The organism is Xanthomonas sp. DAR 34887 (genome assembly GCF_041245805.1).
GTDB classification, from domain to species: domain Bacteria; phylum Pseudomonadota; class Gammaproteobacteria; order Xanthomonadales; family Xanthomonadaceae; genus Xanthomonas_A; species Xanthomonas_A tesorieronis.
In genome coordinates, this window is record NZ_CP162490.1 from 1,844,733 (window position 1) to 1,868,365 (window position 23,633).

A 23,633-nucleotide genomic window follows, 5' to 3' on the forward strand; every position below is an offset into this window, starting at 1 on the left:
GTCCGCCGCCTGCATCAGCCGCGCTCCAGCACATCGCCGAAGCGAAGCCGTGTCCACGCTTCGGCGGCCGCCTGCGCGAGCGCCTGCGAATCGCTGCCGCCCTCGGCCATGCTGGTATCGCTACGCGGATCGATGACTTCCCATTCCCAGGTCTGCGCTCTCTTGGGCAGCCATACCGCGAGCAGCAGCGCGGGCAATTCCGGCTTGCCGGTGACTACGTCGCAGCCCCAGATCGGCAGGTCCGCCAGCGCTTCGCGCCGCCAGCGCAGCGGCCGTGGCTGCCGTCGCGCCGTGGCGCCAGCGACGGCATCCGGCGTCGCATCCACGCGCGTGCGGGCCAGCGGCGCGGCGCAACCGGTGTGCACCGCGTGCGCGGAGGGGATCGGATCGGTGATCTTGTGCATGCTCGCTCCTTCTGTATCCGAGAAGGCGTGCCGGGAGACATGCGAGACCCCATCGGACACACCCGCGTCGACCGGCAATGCCGGTGGCTGGTGTCGCGGGTGCCCGATTGGCTGAGATGTCGCCGCTGGGTGCGGCGACGGCCGGGCTACCATCCGGCCTGCTCTCTTTCGACCGCCGCAGCGTACCCAGTCCAGGGTGTCGCGACAAGCGCTTTTTTCTATTTCAAACTATTGTTTTTGAAGGGGATGTGTGAGCAATTCGGGCGCTGCATCGCCGCTAGGCGCTTGCATGCGGCGGCGTTTTCGCGCCCCACAGCGCATAGAACAGCACGTACAGCTCGCATGCGGCGGTGAGCAGGAAGGCCCGTTGCAGCCCGACATGGTCGGCCAGCCAGCCTTGCACCACCACCAGCGCGCCGCCGGCGATGGCCATGATCAGCAGGCCCGAGCCTTCCTCGGTGAGCGGGCCCAGCCCCTTGATGCCGAGGGTGAAGATGGTCGGGAACATGATCGAGTGGAACAGGCCCACCGCGATCAGCGACCACATCGCGACATGGCCGGTGGTGAACACCGCCAGCAGCACCACCAGCAGCGCGCCGATCGAGAACAGCGCCAGCACGGTTTCCGGCGCGATGCGGCGCATCAGCGCGCTACCGGCGAAGCGCCCCACCATCATCCCGCCCCACAGCAGGAACAGGTAGTGCGAGGCCTGCTCGTGGGTGAGGTTGCCGATGTGCGGCTGCGACACGAAATTGATGAACAGGTTGGACACGCCGATCTCGGCGATCAGATAGATGAAGATGGCCGGGATGCCAAGCACCAGATTGCGGTGCTCCCACAGCGAATGGTTGGCACGCTGCGCGCCGGTGGCGCGCTGGGTGGCTTGGCCGAGCGCGGGCAGCTTGAAGCGTGCGATGACCACCGCCAGCAGCACCAGCACCACGGCGACGATGAGGTAGGGCAACTGCACCGATTGCGCGTCGGCCAGGCGTTCGGCCTGGGTCAGCACGGCGTCGCCCTTGGCGGTGCCCGACGCCGAGCGGCCGAGGATCAGGTAACCGCCGAACAGCGGCGCCAGCGTGGTGCCCACCGAGTTGAACGCCTGCACCAGGTTGAGCCGCGACGAGGCGGTGTCCGCGCTGCCGATCACCGCGACGTAGGGATTGGCCGCGACCTGCAACAGGGTGATGCCGCTGGCGATCACGAACAGCGAGCCGAGGGTGATGCCGTAGGAGACCAGGCGCGCGGCCGCGATCATGCCCAGCGCGCCCAGCGCCATGATGCCCAGGCCGATCACCAGCGCGCGCTGGTAGCCGATGCGTTCGATCAGCTTGGCCGACGGCAGCGAGGCGAAGAAATAGGCGATGAACCAGACCGACTCGATCAGCGTGGCCTGGGTGTAGCTCAGCGCGAACACGCTGCGCAGGTGCGGCAGCAGCGTGTTGTTGATGACGGTGATGAAGCCCCACATGAAGAACAGCGAGGCCAGCAACGACAATGCGGCGCGGTAGGACGGCGCGTTGCCCGCGAGCGGTGCGGAGTGGGAGAGCGGAGCCGCCGGCCCTGTCGGTCCTGCCATCGTGGGTGTTTCCTCTGCGCTGTTGCGGGGGAAGTTGTCGGCATGCGTGGAGCACGTACCTGCATTGCGGCGCCGCCGTCGTCGCGCGGATCGCAGCGCTATCGCGCAGGGTCGCAAACGATGCCGCGGCGCCAGCGCAGCGGCGAGGATAGGTGCCACGTGTTGCGCGCGACCAATGATTTAAATCGGCACGGCTATACGGTTATTGCAATGCTGCGCTGCAGCGGAGTGTGGTTCTGGCAGCCGTCTGGATGCGTCTTCGGCGGACCGTCGGCCACCGTTGTCACCATCCGCAGCAGGCCCCGCATTGCATGTCGCGGCCAACGCATGCGTGGCCGTCATGGTATGCCACGGCCGTGCTGCAACGATGTCGGACGATTGATGAGCGGCGCTTATCGCGGCATGTACTTGGCGCCGGCTAGTGCCGCCGGCGCAGCGCGCATACAGTCCATACAGCCACCCAATGCGAGGAGATTGCGATGAACCCTTTCGCCACCGCCATGTCGCTGTCGATGATGGCCGCTGCGGTTCCCGGCGATGACGCCAGGCCGATCAGGATCGCTCGCGCCGGCAGCACCGCATCGGCGGTGGGGCCTGCGGATTATTTCACCGGCAACGTGCGCATCGATGCGCCGTTCCAGGGCGAGGCGCCGGCGCGCGTCGGCGGCGCCACGGTCAGTTTCGAACCGGGCGCGCGCACCGCCTGGCACACCCATCCGCTGGGCCAGACCCTGATCGTCACCGCCGGCGTCGGCCGCGTGCAGGAATGGGGCAAGCCGGCGCAGGAGATCCGCCCCGGCGACATCGTATGGATTCCGCCGGGAATCAAGCACTGGCACGGCGCCAGCGCGCAGGTGGCGATGACCCACATCGCCATCGCCGAAGCGGTGGACGGTTCGCCGGTGACCTGGCTGGAGCCGGTGTCGGAAAGCCAGTATCGCGGGGAGTGAGCGGCGCGCAGCCGCGCAGCCGCGCCGGCGCGGCGCGCGGTAGCGATCGACCTGTGGGGCGGCTTCAGCCGCGACCGGCGCTAACGAGTGTCTGTCGCGGCTGAAGCCGCTCCTACAGGTGCGCCTTGGTTGCGAATAGGCTATGCGCCATAGCCGCCGAAGAACACCTGCAGCGCGCGCCGTGTCGCTTCGCGCAGGTGCTCCTTCGACGGGTCTTTCAGCGCGCCGAACAGGCGGGGCATCAGCGTTTCCGCGTCCAGCAGCGCGGCCAGATGGCGCGCGGCGGTGGTCGGATCGGCGCGGCGCAAGCGGCCCTGATCCATCTGTGCCTGCAGGAACGCGCCGAGGCGCTGCATGCCCTGGTCGGGGCCGCTCTGAAAGAACAGCAGGCCGATGTCCGAGCGGCCGGAGACGCCGATGATGGTCTGCCATACCTGCGCCGACTGCGCCGAGCACAGAAACGCGAGGGTGTCCTCGCCCATGCGTTGCAGCGCGGCCGGCAGATCGTCCGTGGACTGCTCCAGCGTGGTCAGGATGGGGTCCATGAACTGGATGGCGACGCTGTGCGCCACCGCCACGAACAATTCCTCCTTGGACGGGAAATAGCCGTACAGGGTGCGTTTGGAGCTGCCGGCGCGGGTGGCGATCTGGCTCATCGAGGCGCCCTCGAAGCCGGCCTCCAGGAACACGGCAGCGGCCGCTTCGATGATCGCTTCGCGTTTGGCTTCGGTCCTGACGCGCATCGCTCTGCCGTGGGGAGGGTACTTAAGTATACCGGGAGGGCAGAAATGGTTGACGGCCCCGAATCGCGGGAATAGTATACCGAACCGTACCGTTTACCTTATCCCCGCCTGCCTGCGTTCCCATCCGGAGATCCTCCCGTGCGCCCTGTCCCGTCTTCTCGTCTATCGCTGGCCGTGGCGGCCGCCCTGCTGTTGAGCGCCTGCGGTTCGCCTCCGGGCGGCGCGCCGCCGCCGGAGGGCACGCCGGAGATGGGCGTGATCACCGTCGCCACCAAGCCGGTCGCGCTGACCACCGAACTGCCCGGGCGCACCGTGCCGTACCTGATCGCCGACGTGCGGCCGCAGGTGAACGGCATCATCCAGGTGCGCAAGTTCCGCGAAGGCGGCGAGGTCAAGGCAGGCGAAACGCTGTACCAGATCGATCCGGCCACCTATCGCGCCAGCTACGACAGCTACGTGGCTGCGCTGGGCAAGGCCCAGGCCACGCTGCGCACCGCGCGGCTGAAGGCCGAGCGTTACCGCGAACTGGTCAAGGTGTCGGCGATCAGCAAGCAGGACAACGACGATGCCGACGCCGCGCTGGACCAGGCCGAGGCCGACGCCGCCGCGGCCAAGGCGAACGTGGAGAGCGCGCGCATCAACCTGGCCTACGCGCGGGTGGATGCGCCGATTTCCGGGCGCATCGGCAAGTCCAGCGTGACCGCCGGCGCGCTGGTCACCGCCAGCCAGTCCACCGCGCTGGCCACGATCCAGCAGCTGGACCCGATGTACGTCGACGTCACCCAGCCCAGCGCCTCGCTGCTGCGGCTCAAGCACGCGCTGGCCAGCGGCGAGCTGGAAAAGGCCGACGCCACGGCGGCCAAGGTGAACCTGCTGCTGGAAGACGGCAGCCCGTATCCGTTGCAGGGACGGCTGGAGTTCTCCGACGTCACCGTCGACCAGAACACCGGCTCGATCACCGTGCGCGCGGTGTTCCCCAATCCGAACGCCGAGCTGCTGCCCGGCATGTACGTGCGCGCGGTGCTGCAGGAGGGAACCAAGGACCAGGCGATCCTGGTGCCGCAGCGGGCGGTGTCGCGCAACGGTGCGGGCAAGCCGACCGTGTACGTGGTCGGCGCCGACCACAAACTGCAGCTGCGCGTGCTGGAGACCGAGCGCACGGTCGGCGACCAGTGGCTGGTGCGCAGCGGGCTCAAGCCCGGCGAGCAGGTGGTGGTCGATGGCCAGTCGCGGGCGCAGCCCGGGGCGACGGTCAAGACCGTGCCGTGGCAGCCCCAGGCGGAGAGCGCGGCACCTGCGGCGGCGAACGCCGCGCCCGCCGCCGCCGCGCCCGCGCCGCGCGCGGCGAACTGAGGGCCTAGACCGTCATGGCACGTTTCTTCATCGACCGCCCGATCTTCGCCTGGGTGCTGGCCATCATCGTGATGCTGGCCGGCATCCTCTCCGTGCTCACCCTGCCCATCGCGCAATACCCGAGCATCGCCCCGCCCGCCGTCGCGATCACCGCCAACTATCCGGGCGCCTCGGCCAAGACCCTGGAGGACACCGTCACCCAGGTCATCGAGCAGAAGATGAAGGGGCTGGATCACCTGAGCTACATGGCCTCCACCAGCGAGTCCAGCGGCCAGGTCACCATCACCCTGACCTTCGACAACGGGACCGACCCCGACACCGCGCAGGTGCAGGTACAGAACAAGCTGTCGCTGGCCACGCCGTTGCTGCCGCAGGAAGTGCAGCAGCAGGGCGTGACCGTGACCAAGTCGGCGACCAACTTCCTCAACGTGCTGGCCTTCACTTCCGAAGACGGCAGCATGAGCGATTCGGACCTGTCCGATTACGTCGCCGCCAACGTGCAGGAAACGATCAGCCGCGTCGAAGGCGTCGGCGACACGACCCTGTTCGGCTCGCAGTACGCGATGCGCATCTGGCTGGATCCCAACAAGCTCAACAACTTCGGCCTGACCCCGCTGGACGTGAAGACCGCGGTGCAGGCGCAGAACGCGCAGGTGTCCGCCGGCCAGCTCGGCGCGCTGCCGGCGGCGGCCAACCAGCAGCTCAACGCCACCATCACCGCGCAGACGCGGCTGAAGACCGCCGCCGAGTTCGAGGACATCCTGCTGCGCACGCAGTCCGACGGCTCGCAGGTGCGCCTGCGCGACGTGGCGCGGATCGAGCTCGGCAGCGAGAGCTACAACACCGTGGGCCGCTACAACGGCAAGCCCGCCGCCGGCCTGGCGATCAAGCTCGCCACCGGCGCCAACGCGCTGGACACGGTCAAGGCGATCGACGCCAGCATGGCCGAGCAGGAGAAGTTCTTCCCGCCGGGGATGAAGGTGCAGAAGCCGTACGACACCACGCCGTTCGTGCGCATCTCGATCGAAGAGGTGGTACGCACGCTGATCGAGGCGGTGGTGCTGGTGTTCCTGGTGATGTACCTGTTCCTGCAGAACTTCCGCGCCACGCTGATCCCGACCATCGCCGTGCCGGTGGTGCTGCTGGGCACGTTCGGCGTGCTGGCCGTGTTCGGCTACACCATCAACACGCTGACCATGTTCGCGATGGTGCTGGCGATCGGCCTGCTGGTGGACGACGCGATCGTGGTGGTGGAGAACGTCGAGCGGGTGATGAGCGAGGAACACCTGCCGCCGAAGGAAGCCACGCGCAAGTCGATGGGGCAGATCACCGGCGCGCTGGTCGGCGTGGCCCTGGTGCTGGCGGCGGTGTTCGTGCCGATGGCGTTCTTCGGCGGTTCCACCGGCGTTATCTATCGCCAGTTCTCGATCACCATCGTCGCGGCGATGACGCTGTCGGTGCTGGTGGCGATGGTGCTGACCCCGGCGCTGTGCGCGACCTTGCTCAAGCCGGCCAAGCAGCACGGCATGGCCACCACCGGTTTCTTCGGCTGGTTCAACCGCGTGTTCGATCGCGGCAACGGCCGCTACCAGGGCGCGGTGCGGCACATGCTGGGCAAGGGCTGGCGCTACATGATCGCCTACGCGGTGGTGTTGGCGCTGGTGGTGGTCGGTTTCATGAAGTTGCCGGTCGGCTTTCTGCCGGACGAGGACCAGGGCACGCTGTTCGTGCTGGTGCAGTTGCCGCCGGGCGCCACCGCGGCGCGCACCGATGCGGTGATCCGCCAGGTGGAGCACCACTTCCTGGTCGATCAGAAGGACTCGGTCGGAGGCGTGTTCGCCGTGTCCGGTTTCAGCTTCGCCGGCAGCGGGCAGAACCTGGGCCTGGCCTTCGTCAAGCTGCGGCCGTGGGACGAGCGCACCGGCAAGGGCCAGAGCGTGACCGACGTGGCGGCCAAGGCCGGCAGGTACTTCGCCGGCATCCGCGACGCCAAGGTGTTCGCGTTCGCGCCGCCGGCGGTATCGGAACTGGGCAATGCCACCGGCTTCGACCTGATGCTGCAGGACCGCGCCAATCTCGGCCACGCCGCGCTGATGCAGGCGCGCAACCAGCTGCTGGCCGAGCTGTCGCAGGACAAGCGGCTGGTCGCGGTGCGCCCGAACGGGCAGGAGGACACGCCCGAGTTCAAGCTGGACATCGATCCGCACAAGGCCGAAACGCTGGGCCTGTCGATCTCCGACATCAACAGCACGTTCTCCAGCGCCTGGGGCAGCACCTACGTCAACGACTTCATCGACAAGGGCCGCGTCAAGAAGGTGATGCTGCAGGCCGATGCGCCCTATCGCATGCTGCCGGAAGACATCGATCGCTGGTACGTGCGCAACAGCGCCGGCACCATGGTCGCGTTCAGCTCCTTCGCCAAGGCCAGTTGGACCATGGGCTCGCCGCGGCTGGAGCGGTACAACAGCGTGCCGTCGGTGGAGATCCTGGGCATGGCGCTGCCGGGTGCGGCATCCAGCGGCGAGGCGTTGGCCATCGTCGAGGCCGCGGCGGCCAAGCTGCCGCCGGGCATCGGCTACGAGTGGACCGGACTGTCGCGGCAGGAGAAGGCGTCCAGCGGCCAGACCGGCATGCTGTACGCGCTGTCGATCCTGATCGTGTTCCTGTGCCTTGCCGCGCTGTACGAAAGCTGGGCGATCCCGTTCGCGGTGATCCTGGTGGTGCCGCTGGGCGTGTTCGGCGCGCTGCTCGGCGCGGTGCTGACCTGGAAGATGAACGATGTGTACTTCCAGGTCGGCCTGTTGACCACGATCGGCCTGGCCTCGAAGAACGCGATCCTGATCGTGGAGTTCGCCCGCGAGCTGCACGAGGGCGGCAAGAGCCTGGTGCAGTCGGCACTGGAAGCGGCGCGCATGCGCCTGCGGCCGATCCTGATGACCTCGCTGGCGTTCATCCTCGGCGTGGTGCCGATGGTACTGGGCAGCGGCGCCGGTGCAGGCGCGCAGCATGCGCTGGGCACTGCGGTGATCGGCGGCATGCTGTCGGGCACCGTGCTGGCGATCTTCTTCGTGCCGCTGTTCTTCGTGCTGGTGTGCGGCCTGTTCAAGCGCCGCGCCGGCACGCCCGACGATCCGTCCGCCGCGCATGTCGCGGAAGGAGCCTGACATGTCCCGTTTCGTCCTGACCCCGCTGGCGCTGGCCGTGTCCGCACTGCTCGCCGGCTGCAGCCTGATGCCGGCCTACGAGCGCCCGGCGGCGCCGGTGCCGGCGCAGTTCGACGGCGCCGCCGCCGAAAGCGGCGCGCAGACCGAGGCGATCCCCGTCGCCGACATCGGTTGGCGCGCGGTGTTCACCGATCCCAAGCTGCAGCAGGTGATCGCGCTGGCGCTGGACAACAACCGCGACCTGCGCGTGGCCGCGCTCAACATCGACCAGGCCTGGGCGCAGTACCGCGTGCAGCGTGCCGACCTGGTGCCGGGCGTGGACCTGGCCGGCAGCGGCAGCGGCTCGCGCACCCCGGCCGGCCTGTCCGCTACCGGGCAACCGCTGGTGGCGCACAGCTACAGCGCCACGCTGGGCATCAGCGCCTACGAGCTGGATCTGTTCGGCCGCATACGCAGCCTCAAGGAACAGGCGCTGCAGCAATATCTGGCCACCACCGAGGCGCAGCGCAGTACCCACATCAGTCTGATCGCGCAGGTCGCCACGGCCTATCTCACCCTGGCCGCCGACCAGGATCTGCTGCGCCTGGCGCAGGACACGCTGACCAGCCAGAGCGAGAGCTACCGGCTGCAGCAGCGCAGTTTCGAGCTCGGTTCCGCCTCGGCGCTGACCCTGCGCCAGGCGCAGACCACGGTGGAAAGCGCGCGGGTGGACGTGGAGCGCTACACCGCGCAGGTGGCGCAGGATCGCAATGCGTTGCGCCTGCTGGCCGGCACGGAAGTGCCGAGCGAACTGCTGCCGACCGCGCTGCCGGACAGCGCCAGCGCCGACGCCAATGTGCTGGCCAGCATTCCGGCCGGCTTGCCGTCGGAACTGCTGCAGCGCCGCCCGGACATCCTGCAGGCCGAGCGCACCCTGCAGGCGGCCAACGCCAACATCGGCGCGGCGCGCGCCGCGTTCTATCCGAGCATCAGCCTGACTGCCGCGGCCGGCAGCGCCAGCGCCGGCCTGTCCGGGCTGTTCAAGGGCGGCTCGGGCAGCTGGAGTTTCGCGCCCAGCATCTCGCTGCCGATCTTCGACGGCGGCCGCAACCGCGCCAATCTGGATGTCGCCAAGGTGCAGCGCGACATCGACGTGGCCAATTACGAGAAGGCGATCCAGACCGCGTTTCGCGAGGTCTCCGACGCGCTCGCCGAGCGCAACACGCTTGGCCGCCAGCTGCTGGCGCAACAGGCGCTGGTGGACGCGTCGGCCGACAGCTACCGGCTGTCGCAGGCGCGCTTCGAACGCGGCGTGGACAGCTACCTCGGCGCGCTGGATGCGCAGCGCACGCTGTACAGCGCCGAGCAGACCCTGATCAGCACGCGGCTGTCGCGCTTCACCAATCTGGTGACCTTCTACAAGGCGCTGGGCGGCGGCTGGGTGGAGATGGCCGCGTCCACGGACGCGACGGCCTCGACGGGACGTTAGCGGTGCCGCGCCTGGTGTCCGCGCCCGCAGGGGCGCGGCGGCGCGGTGGGCAGGGCGCGACGCGCGAAAAGCACGCCGCGATCCTGGATGCGGCGCGCCGGCTGTTTTCCCGCAACGGCTTCGACCACACCAACATGGACGCCATTGCTGAGTGTGCCGCCGTGTCCAAGGCCACCGTGTATGCGCATTTCGCCAGCAAGGACGTGCTGTTCCAGGCGACCGTGGATGCGATGGTGAGCGAGATGCCGGATCGCTGGGAGGCGCTGCTCGCCATCGGCGGACCGTTGCAGCCGCGCTTGGCGGCGGTGGCATACGACCTGATGGCGATGACCGCGGCGCCGATGCTGCAGGCCATTCATCGCATGCTCGCGCTGTCCACGCAGTTGTCGTTGCGGCGTGCCGATACGTACTGGGACCTGTGTTTCGCGCGCTACGACCGCGCCATGCAGCGGTTCCTGCGCGCTCAGACCCGGCAGGGAACGCTGGCGATCGCCGACGAGGCGCAGGCGTCGGCGCAGTTCTTCGCGCTGATCGTCAGCGCCTCGGCGTTGCGCGGATGGCTGACCGGCGAGCCGGGCGCGTCGCAGCGGCTGGCGCGCACGCGTTGCGTGGAAAGCGCGGTCGCGTTGTTCCTGCGCGGCTATCGTGCGGAGGCGAATCCTGCGCCGGCACCGCGCCGGCGCCTCGCCGCCAGGTCCTAGGGCGTGTCATCAATCCCCGAGCAGCTCGCGCCAGCTTGCGCATGCGAACCCATTTAACGGTATGCACGCGCAAGCGTGGCCCTGCGGGTTGGGCCTGTCAGGCCGCCCGCCGGCACCGCGCGGCTTGACCCGACCGCCAGTCGGACGCTGCGCCGCGCGGCACCGGCGGGCGACCTGGCAGACCCAACGCGACCTAGTCGGCAATTGACGACATGCCCTAGGCGGGGCGTGCGGCCGCGAGCGGACGCTGTTCGCGGATCGGCAGGTTGACCAGCGCCGCGGCCGCGGCCAGGGCCATGTCGGCGTACCACATCCACTGGTAGTTGCCGAGGCGCTCCAGTGCCACGCCGCCGAGCCAGGCGCCGAAGAAGCCGCCGATCTGGTGCGACAGCAGGGTCAGCCCGAACAGCGTTCCCAGATAGCGCGGCCCGAACAGTTTGCCGATCAGGCCGGCAGTGGGCGGAACCGTCGCCAACCAGGTGAACCCGAGCGCGGCGGCGAACAGGTAGAAGGTCAGCGGCGTCGGCGGCGCGACCAGGTACAGGGCGATCAGCACCGCGCGGCTGGCGTACATCGCCAGCAGCAGCCACTTCATGCGCACGCGCTCGCCGAGCTTGCCGGCGATCAGGCTGCCGGCGACGTTGCACAGGCCGATCAGCGCGATGGCGATGGCCGACACGCTGGGCGCGAGCCCGCACAACGCGATTTCCCCGGGCAGATGGGTCACCAGGAACGCGATGTGCACGCCGCAGGTGAAAAAGCCCAGGTGCAGGCACCAGTAGCTGCGGTCGCGCAGGGCGCTGCGCAGCTGCGCGCGCAAGCCGCCGTCCGCGGCCGCCGCGGTCGGCAACGGCGCGCTGCCTTTGCGGCGCAGCGGCCAGGCCAGCGGCAGGGTCAGCAGCGACAGCGCAGCCATGCCGGTCATGGCCATCGCCCAGCCGGCAGCGCCGATCATCCATTGCACCAGCGGCGCGAACAGGAACTGGCCGAGCGAGCCGCCGGCGTTGATCAGCCCGGCGGCGAACGAGCGCCGCTCCGGCGCGATGCGATGCGCGGTGGCGCCGATCAGCACCGAGAAGCTGCCGGCACCGGCGCCCGCCGCGGCAAGCATGCCCAGGCTGACGATCAGGCCCCATTCGCTCGGCAGCCAGGGCGCCAGGCCCAGGCCCAGCGCCAGCATCATCCCGCCCAGCCACAGCACCGGCAGCGGGCCGCGCTGGTCGGCGATCGCGCCGAAGACAGGCTGCACCGCGCCCCATACGAACTGGCCGACCGCCAGCGCGAAACTGATCGCGGCGATGCCGACGCCGCTGCTGCGGTGGATCGGTTCGACGAACAGGCCGGTGGTCTGGCGCGCGCCCATGGTCAGCATCAGCGTCGCCGAGGCGATGATCAGCAGGCCCCACTGACGGCCGGCCTGCGCGTGCGGCGCCGCGACGCTCATGCGGCGGCGTCCTCGCGCTCGGCGCACAGCGCGCGTTCCAGCTGCCGCAGCTGGCGGTGCAGGGCATCGATGGCCGCATCGCCGGCCAACGCGTCGATGCGCGCCTGCGCGCGTTGCCAATGCGGCAGCGCGCGTTTGAGCAGGCGCCGGCCAGCGGCGCTGACCACCACCAGCTTCTGCCGCGCATCGTCGCCGCGGCGTTGCTCGATCCAGCCGGCCGCCTGCATCGGCTTGAGATTGCGCGACAGCGTGCTGCGGTCCATGCCCAGGCGCTCGGCCAGCGCGCCCAGCTGCTGCGCGGTACCGGCGCGGCGCAGGATCGAATACTCGTTCAGGCTCAGCCCCACCGCGCTCAGTTCGCGGTCGTAGACCTGCGAGGTACGCCGCGCAGCGCGGCGCAGCAGGAAGCAGGTGCAGCGGCAGGGTGCGGTGTCGTCCATGTCCGGCAAAGTACGTGCATATGCATGTAATTGGCAAGCGCCGGGCGGGGAAGGCCGCGCATCGCCACCGTTCGCGGGCGACGCGCGCAGGGCAGGCCCTGCTCGGGCGACGGCATGCGCACGAATGGCGGCTCGCATGCCGTTGCAGCGCCGCCACACTTCGCCCAGGCGCAGCGATACATGCAGGCGCGCGCCGCTCGCCGACATTGCTATGCTCTGCGTCGCCTTGCGCTCGCCGGAATGCCATGCCGATGCCCAACACCCGCACCGCCGTCTCTATGCCGATCGCCGCCGCGCGTGCGCGCGCGCTGTGGCTGGATGCGCAGCGGCTGACCACGCCGGCGCCGTTCGGCGCGGGGGCCGAGGCGGTGCGGCAGGCCACCGCGCACCTGGGTTACGTGCAGATCGACACCATCCACGTGATCGAGCGCAGCCACCACCATGTGCTGTACAGCCGCATTCCCGCCTATCGCAAGCAGGACCTCGAACAGGCGCAGGCACAGGACAAGTCGGTATTCGAATACTGGACGCATGCGCTGGCCTATGTGCCGATCGCCGACTACCGCATGTACGTGGCGCAGATGGCCCGTTACCGCGCCCAGGCGGATGCGGCCGGCAAGATCGATCCGGCCGATTACGCCAGGCTGCTGCGGCGCATCCGCAACGACGGGCCGTTGTCGATCCGCGATATCGACGACGACGTGCTGGTCGAGAAGACCCATCCATGGGGCAGCCGCAAGCCGTCGCGCGCGGCGTTGCGCTACGGCTTCTTCAGCGGCGACCTGGTGGTCAGCCAGCGCAGCGGCATGCTCAAGACCTACGAGCTGGCCGCGCGCCATTTCGGCTGGAGCCGGCGGCCGCGCCCGGTCAGCGATGCGCAGTACGCGCGCTATCTGCTGCAGCGCGCGCTGCGTGCGCAGGGCCTGGTGAGCGTGGATTCGATCTGCTACGGCAATGCCGGCGCCAAACCTGCGGTGCGCGCCTTGATCGCCGCCGCGGTCGCCGCCAGGCGCCTGCGGCCGGTGCATCTGCAGGGCCAGGAGCAGGTCGCGCTGTGGGCCGAACCGGCGCTGCTGGAGCACGCGCCGCCGCTGCCGGACGATTCCCTCGCGCACCTGCTGTCGCCGTTCGATCCGGTGCTGATCCAGCGCAAGCGCCTGCAGCAGTTCTTCGGCTACGAACATCGTTTCGAGGCCTACGTGCCGGCGCCACAGCGGGTGCTCGGCTACTTCGCGCTGCCGGTGCTGGTCGGCGACCGCATCGTCGCCGCACTGGATCTGAAGATGGATCGCCAGGCGGGCAGGTTGTTGATCCAGAAATGGACCTGGCTGGTCGCGCAACGGCCGGCGTTGAAGAGGGCGATCGACGCGGCGCTGCAGCGCTTCGAACAATTTCATCTGCAGTAGCGCAGGCGCGGCGCGTCCTGCCGCGTACGTCATGGTGCGTGGTGCGGATCACGCGATCGTGCATCGCGCCGGCGAACATCATGCTGGAGCCATGCAACGACCGGCGCACGCGCCTCGCGTGCGCCGGCGCGCGGATCAGGCCTTGAAGAAGGCCAGCAGATCCTGGTTGATCTGTTCCGGCTGGGTGGTGCACATGCCGTGCGGGTAGCCCTTGTAGACCTTCAGCGTGGCGTGCTTGACCAGCTTGGCCGACAGCAGCGCCGAGTCGGCGATCGGCACGATCTGGTCGTCGTCGCCGTGCATGATCATCACCGGCACGTCGAGCTGCTTCAGGTCCTCGGTGAAGTCGGTTTCCGAGAACGCCTTGATGCAGTCGTAGTGGGCCTTGGCGCCGCCCATCATGCCCTGCCGCCACCAGTTGTCCATTGCCCCCTGCGAGACCTTGGCGCCGTCGCGGTTGTAGCCGTAGAACGGCACCGGCACCTCTTTGTAGAACTGCGCGCGGTTGGCGGCCAGCTGGGTACGGAAGCCGTCGAACACGTCCATCGGCAGGCCGCCGGGGTTGTTCTCGGTCTTGAGCATGATCGGCGGCACCGCGCCGATCAGCACCGCCTTGGCCACGCGGCCGGCGCCGTGCTTGGCGACATAGCGCGCCACTTCGCCGCCGCCGGTGGAATGGCCGACGTGGATGGCATTCTTCAGGTCCAGGTGCTTGACCAGCGCGGCCACGTCGGCGGCGTAGGTGTCCATGTCGTTGCCGGTGGCGGTCTGCGTGGAACGGCCATGGCCGCGGCGGTCGTGCGCGATGACGCGGTAGCCTTGGGCGACGAAGAACAGCATCTGCGCGTCCCAGTCGTCGGCGCTGAGCGGCCAGCCGTGATGGAACACGATGGGTTGGCCGGTGCCCCAGTCCTTGTAGAAGATTTCGGTACCGTCTTGCGTGGTGATGCTGGGCATGGTGGTGTCCTGATGGGCGTGCGGGCTGGCCGCAGGCGTGGGGGAAAGGCCGGGTCGGCCCGGTGCGGCGATGCCTGCCAGGGGCAGGGCGGTCAATGCGGCGGCGCCGAGCAGCAGGCGCCGCCGGACAGGATCGGCGATGTCGGTAAGCGTCGTGTGAGCGTCCATTGCAGGTCCCGCGTCGAAAGCAGCGACGCAGATGATGCGCGGCGCGGCGCCACGCCGATTGCATAATCCTGCTGGTTTGCCGCGCCGCGCCGCGCTGCGGGCAAGGCGGCGTGGTCATTGCGCCTTCTTCGCCGCCAGGTCACTCCGTCACCACAAGCCGCTGCTTAGGCTGTGGTTCCCCCATAGCCTGTGCCGCCGCATGTCCGCAGCCAGACACTGTATCCACGATGCCATCGTCGCCTGCCGGCAGCGCGTGCCCGCGGTGCTGGCGGTGGTGATGGCCACCGAAGGCTCCACCTACGCGCGTGCCGGCGCGATGGCGCTGTTCGGCGCCGACGGCGCGCAGCAGGGCTGGCTCAGCGGCGGTTGCCTGGAGCCGGAGATCGCGCGGTGCGCGGCGGCCGCGGCAGCGGCGGGCGAACTGGCCTGGATGGATATCGACACGCGCGACGACGAGGACCTGCTGTCCGGTTCGGCGGTGGGCTGCCGTGGCCGCCTGCATCTGGCCTTGCTGCCGTTGCATGCCTTGCCCGGGTTCGAGCGCCTGGCGCAAGCGTGGCTGCAGCGGCGCGGTGCGTTGCGCCTGGCGCTGGACGCCGACGGCGGAATCGTCGCGGCGGTGGCCGGCGAGGCCCTGCAGTGGCGCTTGCGCTGCCAGGCCTGGGCTGGCGCGTCGGCGTGCGGCGGCCAGGTACAGCTGCCGCCGCCGCCGCGGGTCAGCGTGTTCGGCGCCGGCCCGGAAAGCGCCGTGCTGCTGCCGCTGCTGCGGCAACTGGGCTGGATGACCACGCTGGTGGAACAGCGCCCGCGCTGGGCGGCGCAGGCGATGCTGGCCGACCAGGCCTTGGCATGCACCCCGACCCGTGCGCTGGAGGAGTGCGCCGACAGCGACGCGGCCCTGGTGATGCACCATCATTTCGAACTGGACCGCGAGGCGCTGGCGGCGCTGGCGGCGAGCCCGATCCCGTTCCTGGGCCTGCTGGGCCCCGCGCGCCGGCGCGAGGACCTGTTCCGGCTGTTGCGTCCGCAGCAGCACGCGCAACTGTTGCCGCGACTGCATTCGCCGATCGGGCTGCGCCTCGGCGGCAGCGGTGCGGAGGCCATCGCGCTGAGCATCGCCGCGCAGTTGCAGGGCATCCGTGGCGTGCAGCACGCCGGCGCCAGCGCGGAGCCGACCCCTTGCAACGTGACCCGTTTGCACGCCGGCGACGGCGCATCGGCCGCACCCGTGCCATTGCACGCCGACAGCGGCGCGCGGGAGGCGGTGCGATGAGCCACGCGCATGCCGCGCTGATTCTCGGCGCCGGTGCCAGCCGCCGCCTCGGCCATGCCAAGCAGGCGCTGACCCGCGACGGCGAGTCCTTGCTGCGGCGCACGGCGCGGCTGGCGCTGGCCTCGTCGCCAGCCCGCTGCGTGGCGGTGCTGGGTGCGCAGGCCGAGGCGCTGCGCCCGCTGCTGGACGGCCTGCCGGTGGAGATCGTGATCAATCGCGAGTGGCCGACCGGCATGGGCGGCAGCCTGACCTGCCTGCGCGCGGCGCTGCAGGGCGACGCATCGATCACCCACAGCCTGGTGCTCGGCTGCGATCAGCCGGCGCTGGAGGCGGCGCACCTGCAGGACCTGCTGGCCGCGGCGCGGCGTGCCGCCTCCGGCTGCGCGGTCAGCGCCTACGCCGGCGTGCGCGGCATGCCGGCGGTGGTGGCGCAGGCGTACTGGCAGGCGTTGCCGTTGAGCGGCGACCAGGGCCTGCGCGGAATGTACGAGGCGATGGCGCCGGAGAGTCTGGGGTGCATCGTCGCCCCGGCGCTGGCGCTGGACCTGGATACGCCGCAGGACGTGCAGGCCGCGGTGGAACGCGGGTGGTTGGATCCGTAGCCACAGGGCAACCCGCCCCTGTAGGAGCGGCTTCAGCCGCGACATTCACCTTGTCGGAGAGGACCTGTCGCGGCTGAAGCCGCTCCTACAGGACATGCGAGGGCAATGGCATAAAGCCGACGTCGCGAGGCAAACCGCGCGACGCCTCGATGGCAGGCATGGCCGCTCAGCCGATCAGCTTGTCCGGGGTGATCGGCAGTTCGCGGATGCGCTTGCCGGTGGCGTGGAACACGGCGTTGGCGATCGCGGCGGGAATGCCGACCATGCCCAGCTCGCCCATGCCCTTGACCCCGAGCGGATTGACGATGGTGTCGTTCTCCTCGACGAACATGGTCTCGATCACGTGCACGTCGGCATTGACCGGCACGTGGTAGTCGGCCAGCGAGGCGTTGAGCATGCGTCCGTAGCGATGATCCACCTCGGTGCCTTCGCTGAGCGCCATGCCGATGCCCATCACCACGCCGCCGATCTCCTGGCTGTGCGAGGTCAGCGGATTCATGATCTTGCCGCAGGCGGTGGCCTCGATGACCCGGGTCACCTGCACCATGCCGGTGTCCGGATCGACCTTGACCTCGATGAACTGCGCGCCGTGCGCGGCGGTGGCGTACTTCTTGCGCTCGGCCGAGGGCTTGGATTCGTGCACCACGTCCAGTTCCTGCAGACCGTGCTGGCGCATCAGCTTGGCCACCTCCAGGCCGGCTTCGGGCTTGCCGGTCGGCTGCAGGCGGCCGTCGGCCAGCTCCACCTTGTCCACGTCCAGCCCGGCGAACGCGGCTTGCCCGTCCTGCCTGGCCAGCTCCAGCAGCTTGTCGCGGATCTCGCGCGCGGCGCCGTGGATCGCGCTGCCGACGCTGGCGGTGGTCCACGAGCCGCCCTGCGACGGCGCCTTCGGCAGGCGCGTGTCGCCGAGTTCGAACTGCACGCGCTTGGCGTCCAGCCCCAGGTATTCGGCGGCGATCAGGGTCATCACTGTGTAGGTGCCGGGGCCGATGTCGGCGGTGGCGCTGCCGACCCTGGCGCTGCCGTCGGCCTTCAACACCACCCGCGCCAGCGCCGGCATCTGCATCGCCGCCCAGGTGCCGGTGGCCATGCCCCAGCCGACCAGCAGGCGGCCGTCGCGCATCGAGCGCGGCTCGGGCGTGCGCTTGCTCCAGCCGAAGGTCTCGGCAGCGAGCGAATAGCATTCGCGCAGCGCCTTGCTGGAGAACGGCTTGCCGGTTTCCGGATCGGTTTCGGCGTAGTTGGCCAGGCGCAATTGCAGCGGGTCCATCTTCAGCGCATAGGCCAGCTCGTCCATCGCGCACTCGATGCCGAACATCTGGCTGATGGTGCCGGGCGCGCGCATCGCCTGCGGTGTCGGCAGGTCGGTCTCCACCACCTCGAAGCGGTCCTCGACGTTGGGGCAGGCGTACAGCGAGCGCGCGTTGCGGAAGAACGCCTCGTTGAACGCCTCGATGCGCGAGGTATTGAGCACGTGCCGGTAGCGGATCGCCTGCAGCTTGCCGGCGGCGTCGGCGCCCAGGCCCAGTTCTACCCGATAGTAGGGACGGTAGCCGTGGCCGCTGAACATCTGTCGGCGGGTGTAGACGATCTTGACCGGGCGGCCGACCGCCTTGGATACCGCGCCGAGCAGGAAGGTGTAGTAGTTGGGGCGCAGGCACGAGCCGAACGCGCCGCCGACGAACAGCGACACCACGTTGACCTGCTCGATCGGAATGCCGAAGTAACCGGCCAGCTGCTCGCGGTCCTGGTGCACGTTCTGGCTCTTGTTGACCACGGTCAGCGTGTCGCCGATCCAGTAGCCGATGCCGCCGTGCGGTTCCATCGGGTTGTGGTGCTCGATCGGCATCGTGTACGCGGCTTCCACCTGCACCTGTGCCGCGGCGAACGCGGCGGCCGGGTTGCCGCGCGGCTTCGGCGATTCCTCCGGGGTCGGGTCGTGCGCCTGGCCGAGCAATGCGTCGAAATCGGTGTGCGCGGTCTCGGCGGCGTAGTCCACCTGGATCAGCCGCGACGCATGCCGCGCCTGCTCGAAGGTGCTGGCGACCACCACCGCGATCGGTTGCGCGCTGAAATGGATGCGGTCGTCGACCAAGGCGCGGAACGACAGGTCTTCGCCTTTCTTCTTGACCTCGTCGGAGACCGGCTTGACCGAATTCAGATGGGTCAGCACCTTGATCACTCCCGGCGCGGCCTCGGCGGCGCGGGTGTCGATGCGCACGATGCGGCCCTTGGCGATGGTGCTGGTAAGGATGTAGCCGTGGGTCAAGTGCGGGATCTGGAATTCCGCCGCATAGCGCGCCTTGCCGGTGACCTTGGCGTAACCGTCGACGCGGCGCATTTCCTTGCCGATGTAGTTCATTGCGGGTTCTCCGGTTCGGTGCTCACGCGGCGTCGCTGCCGCTGGCGCGGTGCAGGGCGCGGATCATCGCGTGCGTGCCCATCGGCACCTTGTAGGCGTTGTGCGCCAGCGGGCGCGCGGCGGCCATCTCCGCCTGCGCGGCGGCGGCGAAGGCGGCTTCGCCGACGCGTTGCCCGACCAGCGCGCGTTCGGCGGCGTGCGCGCGCCATGGCTTGTGCGCCACGCCGCCCATCGCGATGCGCGCCTCGCGGATGCGCCCGTCCGGTTCCAGCGCCAGCGCCGCGGCCACCGAGATCAGCGCGAACGCGTAGCTGGCGCGATCGCGCACCTTCAGGTAGTGGCTGTGCGCGGCGAAGCGTTGCGCCGGCAGGGTGATCGACTCGATCAGCTCGCCGTGCGCCAGCTGGTTGTCCAGGTCGGCGCGGGCCTCGGGCAGCAGGTGGAAGTCGGCGAAGGGAATCTCGCGATGGCTGCCGGCCGGCGTGCGTACCTGCACCGTGGCATCCAGCGCGGCCAGGGCCACGCACATGTCCGACGGATGCACCGCCACGCAGTGCGCGCTGTGGCCGAAGATCGCGTGGGTGCGGTTGAGTCCCTCGCGCGCGCCGCAGCCGCTGCCGGGGTTGCGCTTGTTGCAGGGCAGGGCGGTGTCGTAGAAATAGCCGCACCGTGTGCGCTGCAGCAGGTTGCCGCCGTTGGTCGCCATGTTGCGCAACTGCATCGTCGCCCCGGCCAGGATCGCCTGGCTCAGCAGCGGATAGCGCTGGCGCACCAGCGGATGGTTGGCGGTGTGGGTATTGTTGGCCAGCGCGCCCAGGCGCAGGCCGCCGTCGGCGGTTTCGGCGATCTCGGCCAGGCCCTTGAGCCGGGTCAGATCGACGATCGCATCGGCGCCGGTCACCCCTTCCTTCATCAGGTCGAGCAGGTTGGTGCCGCCGCCCAGGAAGCGCGCATTCGGGTTGGCGGCGACGCGGCGCACCGCGTCTTCCGGCGAACTGGCGCGCTGGTAATCAAACGGCGTCATCGGCCACCTCCTTCGCCAGCTTCAGCGCGGTCAGTTCGGACTGATCGACGTAGCGCCAGGTCAGCGCGCGCGGCGCGCCGCCGCTGTGCACGTCCTGGATCGCGGCCACGATCTTCGGATAGGCGCCGCAGCGGCAGATGTTGCCGCTCATGCGTTCGCGCACCTCAGCGTCGCTGAGCTCGGTGACCGGCTGGCTGACGTCGGCGCTGACATGGCTGGCGTCGCCGCGCTTGATCTCGTTGAGCAGGGCCACCGCCGAGCAGATCTGCCCGGGCGTGCAGTAGCCGCACTGGAAACCGTCGTGCTGCACGAACGCGGCCTGCATCGGATGCAGCCGTTCGCCGTCGGCCAGGCCTTCGATGGTGGTGATCTGCGCATCTTCGGCCTGCGCGGCCAGGGTCAGGCACGACAGGCGCCGCTCGCCGTCCACGATCACCGTGCAGGCGCCGCACTGGCCGTGGTCGCAGCCCTTCTTGGTGCCGGTCAGCGCCAGGTGTTCGCGCAGCGCGTCCAGCAAGGTGGTGCGCGGGTCCAGCTGCAGGGCGTGGCGCTGGCCGTTGACCTGCAGTACCACCGGCATCGCATTGTGCGGCGGCGCCGCGCTTGCGGCCGGTGCGGCGAAGGCGGCGTCGCTGAACACGATCTGCCCGCCGGCGCTGCTCAGGCCGGCGGCCGACAGCAGGGTGAGGAATTCGCGCCGCGACAGGCCGCTGATCCCGAGCCGGCGCGCGAGTGCGGCCTCGTCGTCGCTCAGCCCGGCATCGTGCGGGGGCTCGGCGGCGCCGGGCGTGAGCTGGGAAGGGTGGGGATCGTGCTGCATCGGTCTCTCCTGCCTGGGGACCGCGCATCGCTGCGGTGGCGCAGCAACGGATGGGCGATTCGACCTGGGTAGCGGTGCCGCCACTGCGGCACCGGCGCGCGGGCGCGCTGAGACGCCCATACGCGAGCATCGCAGCGGTGTCGCGAAGAGATTGCGAAGGGGCGGTGGCGGCGGGGTGATGCGGCCGGGCTTCGGGATTTTCGTGAGGCACGGCATGCCGCTTTTCTGTAGGAGCGGCTTCAGCCGCGACAGACTCTACGGACAGAGCCTGTCGCGGCTGAAGCCGCTCCTACAAGGGCGCGTGGTTGCGGACGGTTGCGGCGGAAAGACGCCGCGCTACCAGCGGTACGCCACCGACACCTGGTACTGGCGGCCGGCGATCGGGCGGCCCATGAACACGCCGCCGGTGGCCGCGCCGGGCACGCGCACGTTGCCTTCGGTCAGGCCCAGTTCGTTGGTCACGTTGCTGCCGCTGGCGGTGAACTCCCAGTGTTCGCCGGCATGCAGGCTGGCGCCGAGGTCGAGCATGTCGTAGGACGGCAGGCGCTGGCTGTTGGCCAGGTCGGCGTAGCGTTCGCCGATGTAGGAGTAGGTGGCGAACACGCGCAGGTCGCCGAACGGCAGCATCCAGTAGTAGCTCGGCGTCAGCCGGAATTGACGCTTGGGCTGGCGCATCACCTGGTTGCCGGTGTACTCGCGGTAATTGCGGTACTTGGCGTCCAGCCACACCCCGGTGCCGGCCAGTTCGAAGCCGCCGAACGGACGGATCGCGCCTTCCACCTCCAGGCCGTAGGCGCGCGAGTCGCCGACCGTGGTGAAGTTCTGGCCGTTGGCCAGGAACGCCTGGAACGGCGAGTTCTTGAAGGTGTTGTAGAACGCGGTCAGGTACAGGTCGTAGGCGGCCGCACCGGACTTCAATCCCAGTTCGTACTGGTCGATGTCCTGCACCTTGGTCTGCCCGTCGCGCAGGTTGTCGAAGCCCGGGAACTTCACCCCGGAATTGACCCGCGCGAACAGGCTGTTGTGCGCGTCGAGCTTGAAGTTCAGGCCGGCGGTCCACGACAGCGCGTTGTCGTCCTGGTCGATGCGGCGCGCGCTCGGCAGCGAGATCGAGGTGGCGTTGTCGTACAGCGTGGCCGGATTGCCGTCCAGGTCCACCGTGGCGGTGTCGTGCACGGTGCCGGTGACGCGCTGGCGCTCGTAGCGCGCGCCCAGGTCCAGGCGCAGGCGTTCGTCCAGTTCCCATTCGTCGGCGACGAATACGGCGGTGTTCTCGCCGTCGTAGTGCGCGCGCAGGGCGAAGAAGGCGGTGCTGGTGAAGCCGTCGCGGGTCGGCTGGCGGCCATCGTCCAGGCTGACGTCGATGCGCCGTGCGTGGTTCTGCGCGGTCAGCAGCATGGTATTGCCGAGATACCAGGTGTCGTTGGAAGAATACTTGGCGTAGTAGCTGCCGACGGTGAGCGTATTGCCGGCGAACAGTTCGCGGCTCAGGCGCAGATCGTTGGTGAAGGAATTCAGGCGCTTGTCCACCGACCACCAGCCGGCTTCCAGCACCTGCTGGTTCGGATCGACCGCGCCGCCGCCATTGGTGTAGGTGGCGCTGCCGGTGCTGCCGTAGCCGGCGATGAAATCGCTCAGGCGTTGCGGCGCATCGCCGGTGAACAGCGCGTAGGTCGGCGCGGTGCCGCCCATCACGCTGAAGCGGTCGGCGAGGGTCCAGTCGCCGAGCTGCCAGTTGAGCTCGCCGCCGAACACATCGATGTTGATGCCGCGGCCGTCGGCCAGGTCGCGCTGCACGGTCTGCCCGTTCGGGCCGACCGGCAGGCTGACGTTGCGGAAGTCGTTGCTGAGCAGGGTGCCGGTCTGCGCATTGAGGCCGGGGAAGCTGGACAGGTCGCTGCCGTTGTTGCGCGACAGCAGCGGGATCGCGGTGTAGAACGCGTTGTTGTCGTCGGTGTGGCGCGCGTAGAACGTCAGGTCGCCGCTGTCCCAGCGCTTGCTCAGCGTGGCGCTGAACTGGCCGCCCTTGTCGGCGGAGAACTGCGGGTCGCGCACGCCGTCGGTTTCGCGGAAGAAGCCGCCGATGCTGTAGTACCAGCCATTGCCCATCGGCCCGCTGTTGAACAGGTCGATGCGGCGCAGATTGTCGCTGCCGCCGGTGAGGCGCACGCTGCCTGCCGGTTCGTCCTGGCCCTGCTTCTGGATGAAGTTGGCGGTGATGCCGGCCTGACCGTTGGAGAAGATCGGGCTGGAGCCGCCGCGCAGCACCTCCATGCGCTCGATGGTGTCGTCGGTGCGGAACAGCGTAGAGTTTTCCAGGAACGACAGCGTCGGCGGCGGGAACAGCGGCGAGCCGTCGAGCTGGAAGGTGACGAACGGCGCATCGCCTTCGGAGGGCATGCCGCGCACGAAGATGTTGGCGCCGGTGCCGCCGCCGCTGGGCTCGGCCCACACGCCGGGCACGATCTTCAGCAGGTCGGCGCTGCTCTGCGGCACCGCCTGCTGGATCTGTTCGGGCGTGGCGGTGGTGATCGAGAAGCTGGCGTCGCGCTTGCGCAGGCCCTTGAAGCGCGCGGTGCCGCTGACCACCACGGTATCCAGGGTGGTGGCATCGGACTGCGCGGCGGGTGCGGCGGCGTCGGCGGGTGCGGCGGTCTGCGCCAACGCGGTCGGCGCAAGCACGACCGCGGCGATGGACAGCGGCAACAGGCGGAGGGTCAGGGCGGCTTTCATGAAGAATCTCTCCTTTCTTCATCCGAAACGGTGCGCCGGCGC

The 23,633-nt window shown here is 69.3% G+C and carries 18 protein-coding genes; 8 read left to right on the forward strand and 10 right to left on the reverse strand.

The window, feature by feature from the left end:
• Positions 1 to 14: 14 nt before the first annotated feature.
• Positions 15 to 404 carry a hypothetical protein gene (locus AB3X08_RS07780; protein WP_369937411.1) on the reverse strand — a complete coding sequence of 130 codons (390 nt, stop codon included), beginning with the start codon at positions 402 to 404 and terminating at the stop codon, positions 15 to 17.
• 277 nt (positions 405 to 681) lie between these two features.
• Positions 682 to 1,983 (reverse strand): sugar MFS transporter, encoded by a 1,302-nt coding sequence (locus AB3X08_RS07785; protein WP_369937413.1) that lies wholly within the window; start codon positions 1,981 to 1,983, stop codon positions 682 to 684.
• 479 nt (positions 1,984 to 2,462) lie between these two features.
• On the opposite strand from AB3X08_RS07785, the gene AB3X08_RS07790 reads away from it, so the two are divergent.
• Complete coding sequence (locus AB3X08_RS07790; protein ID WP_369937415.1) at positions 2,463 to 2,933, forward strand: cupin domain-containing protein; 471 nt, start codon at positions 2,463 to 2,465, stop codon at positions 2,931 to 2,933.
• Positions 2,934 to 3,073: 140 nt separating this feature from the next.
• Here AB3X08_RS07790 and AB3X08_RS07795 read toward each other — a convergent pair whose 3' ends face one another.
• Positions 3,074 to 3,676: a TetR/AcrR family transcriptional regulator gene (locus AB3X08_RS07795; RefSeq protein WP_369937417.1), complete on the reverse strand. Its 603-nt coding sequence runs from the start codon at positions 3,674 to 3,676 to the stop codon at positions 3,074 to 3,076.
• A gap of 138 nt (positions 3,677 to 3,814) precedes the next feature.
• Here AB3X08_RS07795 and AB3X08_RS07800 point away from each other — a divergent pair, with 138 nt between their 5' ends.
• Genes AB3X08_RS07800 through AB3X08_RS07815 form a run of 4 tightly spaced genes read left to right on the forward strand, consistent with a single transcriptional unit; the run spans position 3,815 to position 10,362 of the window.
• Positions 3,815 to 5,029, forward strand: coding sequence for an efflux RND transporter periplasmic adaptor subunit (locus AB3X08_RS07800; RefSeq protein WP_369937419.1), 1,215 nt, complete (start codon positions 3,815 to 3,817; stop codon positions 5,027 to 5,029).
• Between the two features lie 14 nt (positions 5,030 to 5,043).
• Positions 5,044 to 8,193 carry an efflux RND transporter permease subunit gene (locus AB3X08_RS07805; protein ID WP_369937421.1) on the forward strand — a complete coding sequence of 1,050 codons (3,150 nt, stop codon included), beginning with the start codon at positions 5,044 to 5,046 and terminating at the stop codon, positions 8,191 to 8,193.
• Position 8,194: 1 nt separating this feature from the next.
• Positions 8,195 to 9,661 (forward strand): AdeC/AdeK/OprM family multidrug efflux complex outer membrane factor, encoded by a 1,467-nt coding sequence (adeC, locus tag AB3X08_RS07810; RefSeq protein WP_369937423.1) that lies wholly within the window; start codon positions 8,195 to 8,197, stop codon positions 9,659 to 9,661.
• A 14-nt stretch (positions 9,662 to 9,675) separates the two neighbouring features.
• Positions 9,676 to 10,362 carry a TetR/AcrR family transcriptional regulator gene (locus tag AB3X08_RS07815; protein ID WP_369937424.1) on the forward strand — a complete coding sequence of 229 codons (687 nt, stop codon included), beginning with the start codon at positions 9,676 to 9,678 and terminating at the stop codon, positions 10,360 to 10,362.
• Between the two features lie 217 nt (positions 10,363 to 10,579).
• Here the strand turns inward: AB3X08_RS07815 and AB3X08_RS07820 are convergent, their stop codons facing one another.
• Positions 10,580 to 11,806 carry an MFS transporter gene (locus tag AB3X08_RS07820; protein WP_369937425.1) on the reverse strand — a complete coding sequence of 409 codons (1,227 nt, stop codon included), beginning with the start codon at positions 11,804 to 11,806 and terminating at the stop codon, positions 10,580 to 10,582.
• A complete protein-coding gene (locus AB3X08_RS07825) occupies positions 11,803 to 12,246 on the reverse strand; it encodes a MarR family winged helix-turn-helix transcriptional regulator (protein ID WP_369937426.1) in 444 nt (147 codons plus the stop codon). The genes AB3X08_RS07820 and AB3X08_RS07825 overlap by 4 nt, the downstream gene beginning before the upstream one ends.
• A 251-nt stretch (positions 12,247 to 12,497) precedes the next feature.
• Between AB3X08_RS07825 and AB3X08_RS07830 the strand changes: the two genes are divergently transcribed.
• On the forward strand, positions 12,498 to 13,652 hold the full coding sequence (locus tag AB3X08_RS07830; RefSeq protein WP_369937427.1) for a winged helix-turn-helix domain-containing protein: 1,155 nt from the start codon (positions 12,498 to 12,500) through the stop codon (positions 13,650 to 13,652).
• A 135-nt stretch (positions 13,653 to 13,787) separates the two neighbouring features.
• On the opposite strand, the gene AB3X08_RS07835 is transcribed toward AB3X08_RS07830, so the two are convergent.
• Positions 13,788 to 14,609: an alpha/beta fold hydrolase gene (locus AB3X08_RS07835; RefSeq protein ID WP_369938479.1), complete on the reverse strand. Its 822-nt coding sequence runs from the start codon at positions 14,607 to 14,609 to the stop codon at positions 13,788 to 13,790.
• A gap of 367 nt (positions 14,610 to 14,976) precedes the next feature.
• On the opposite strand from AB3X08_RS07835, the gene AB3X08_RS07840 reads away from it, so the two are divergent.
• Together AB3X08_RS07840 and AB3X08_RS07845 are read left to right on the forward strand one after the other, a co-directional pair.
• Positions 14,977 to 16,050 carry an XdhC family protein gene (locus tag AB3X08_RS07840; RefSeq protein ID WP_369937428.1) on the forward strand — a complete coding sequence of 358 codons (1,074 nt, stop codon included), beginning with the start codon at positions 14,977 to 14,979 and terminating at the stop codon, positions 16,048 to 16,050.
• The gene (locus tag AB3X08_RS07845) at positions 16,047 to 16,652 is read left to right on the forward strand and encodes a nucleotidyltransferase family protein (protein WP_369937430.1); all 606 of its coding nucleotides are present in this window, start codon (positions 16,047 to 16,049) and stop codon (positions 16,650 to 16,652) included. Before AB3X08_RS07840 ends, AB3X08_RS07845 begins: the two co-directional genes overlap by 4 nt.
• A gap of 166 nt (positions 16,653 to 16,818) precedes the next feature.
• On the opposite strand, the gene AB3X08_RS07850 is transcribed toward AB3X08_RS07845, so the two are convergent.
• From AB3X08_RS07850 to AB3X08_RS07865, 4 genes are all read right to left on the reverse strand, one after another.
• Positions 16,819 to 19,014 carry a xanthine dehydrogenase family protein molybdopterin-binding subunit gene (locus tag AB3X08_RS07850; protein WP_369937432.1) on the reverse strand — a complete coding sequence of 732 codons (2,196 nt, stop codon included), beginning with the start codon at positions 19,012 to 19,014 and terminating at the stop codon, positions 16,819 to 16,821.
• Positions 19,015 to 19,036: 22 nt separating this feature from the next.
• The gene (locus AB3X08_RS07855; protein ID WP_369937433.1) at positions 19,037 to 20,038 is read right to left on the reverse strand and encodes an FAD binding domain-containing protein; all 1,002 of its coding nucleotides are present in this window, start codon (positions 20,036 to 20,038) and stop codon (positions 19,037 to 19,039) included.
• Positions 20,025 to 20,858: a 2Fe-2S iron-sulfur cluster-binding protein gene (locus AB3X08_RS07860; RefSeq protein WP_369937435.1), complete on the reverse strand. Its 834-nt coding sequence runs from the start codon at positions 20,856 to 20,858 to the stop codon at positions 20,025 to 20,027. Before AB3X08_RS07860 ends, AB3X08_RS07855 begins: the two co-directional genes overlap by 14 nt.
• 336 nt (positions 20,859 to 21,194) lie before the next feature.
• The gene (locus tag AB3X08_RS07865) at positions 21,195 to 23,591 is read right to left on the reverse strand and encodes a TonB-dependent receptor (RefSeq protein ID WP_369937436.1); all 2,397 of its coding nucleotides are present in this window, start codon (positions 23,589 to 23,591) and stop codon (positions 21,195 to 21,197) included.
• Positions 23,592 to 23,633 lie beyond the last annotated feature (42 nt).

What these genes read in the sequence shown, in the direction of transcription:
- AB3X08_RS07780 (WP_369937411.1), bottom strand. Translation starts at nt 404, where the DNA reads ATGCACAAGATCACCGATCCGATCCCCTCCGCGCACGCGGTGCACACC.
- AB3X08_RS07785 (WP_369937413.1), bottom strand. Translation starts at nt 1,983, where the DNA reads ATGGCAGGACCGACAGGGCCGGCGGCTCCGCTCTCCCACTCCGCACCG.
- AB3X08_RS07790 (WP_369937415.1), top strand. Translation starts at nt 2,463, where the DNA reads ATGAACCCTTTCGCCACCGCCATGTCGCTGTCGATGATGGCCGCTGCG.
- AB3X08_RS07795 (WP_369937417.1), bottom strand. Translation starts at nt 3,676, where the DNA reads ATGCGCGTCAGGACCGAAGCCAAACGCGAAGCGATCATCGAAGCGGCC.
- AB3X08_RS07805 (WP_369937421.1), top strand. Translation starts at nt 5,044, where the DNA reads ATGGCACGTTTCTTCATCGACCGCCCGATCTTCGCCTGGGTGCTGGCC.
- adeC (WP_369937423.1), top strand. Translation starts at nt 8,195, where the DNA reads ATGTCCCGTTTCGTCCTGACCCCGCTGGCGCTGGCCGTGTCCGCACTG.
- AB3X08_RS07820 (WP_369937425.1), bottom strand. Translation starts at nt 11,806, where the DNA reads ATGAGCGTCGCGGCGCCGCACGCGCAGGCCGGCCGTCAGTGGGGCCTG.
- AB3X08_RS07825 (WP_369937426.1), bottom strand. Translation starts at nt 12,246, where the DNA reads ATGGACGACACCGCACCCTGCCGCTGCACCTGCTTCCTGCTGCGCCGC.
- AB3X08_RS07830 (WP_369937427.1), top strand. Translation starts at nt 12,498, where the DNA reads ATGCCCAACACCCGCACCGCCGTCTCTATGCCGATCGCCGCCGCGCGT.
- AB3X08_RS07835 (WP_369938479.1), bottom strand. Translation starts at nt 14,609, where the DNA reads ATGCCCAGCATCACCACGCAAGACGGTACCGAAATCTTCTACAAGGAC.
- AB3X08_RS07840 (WP_369937428.1), top strand. Translation starts at nt 14,977, where the DNA reads ATGTCCGCAGCCAGACACTGTATCCACGATGCCATCGTCGCCTGCCGG.
- AB3X08_RS07845 (WP_369937430.1), top strand. Translation starts at nt 16,047, where the DNA reads ATGAGCCACGCGCATGCCGCGCTGATTCTCGGCGCCGGTGCCAGCCGC.
- AB3X08_RS07850 (WP_369937432.1), bottom strand. Translation starts at nt 19,014, where the DNA reads ATGAACTACATCGGCAAGGAAATGCGCCGCGTCGACGGTTACGCCAAG.
- AB3X08_RS07855 (WP_369937433.1), bottom strand. Translation starts at nt 20,038, where the DNA reads ATGACGCCGTTTGATTACCAGCGCGCCAGTTCGCCGGAAGACGCGGTG.
- AB3X08_RS07860 (WP_369937435.1), bottom strand. Translation starts at nt 20,858, where the DNA reads ATGCAGCACGATCCCCACCCTTCCCAGCTCACGCCCGGCGCCGCCGAG.
- AB3X08_RS07865 (WP_369937436.1), bottom strand. Translation starts at nt 23,591, where the DNA reads ATGAAAGCCGCCCTGACCCTCCGCCTGTTGCCGCTGTCCATCGCCGCG.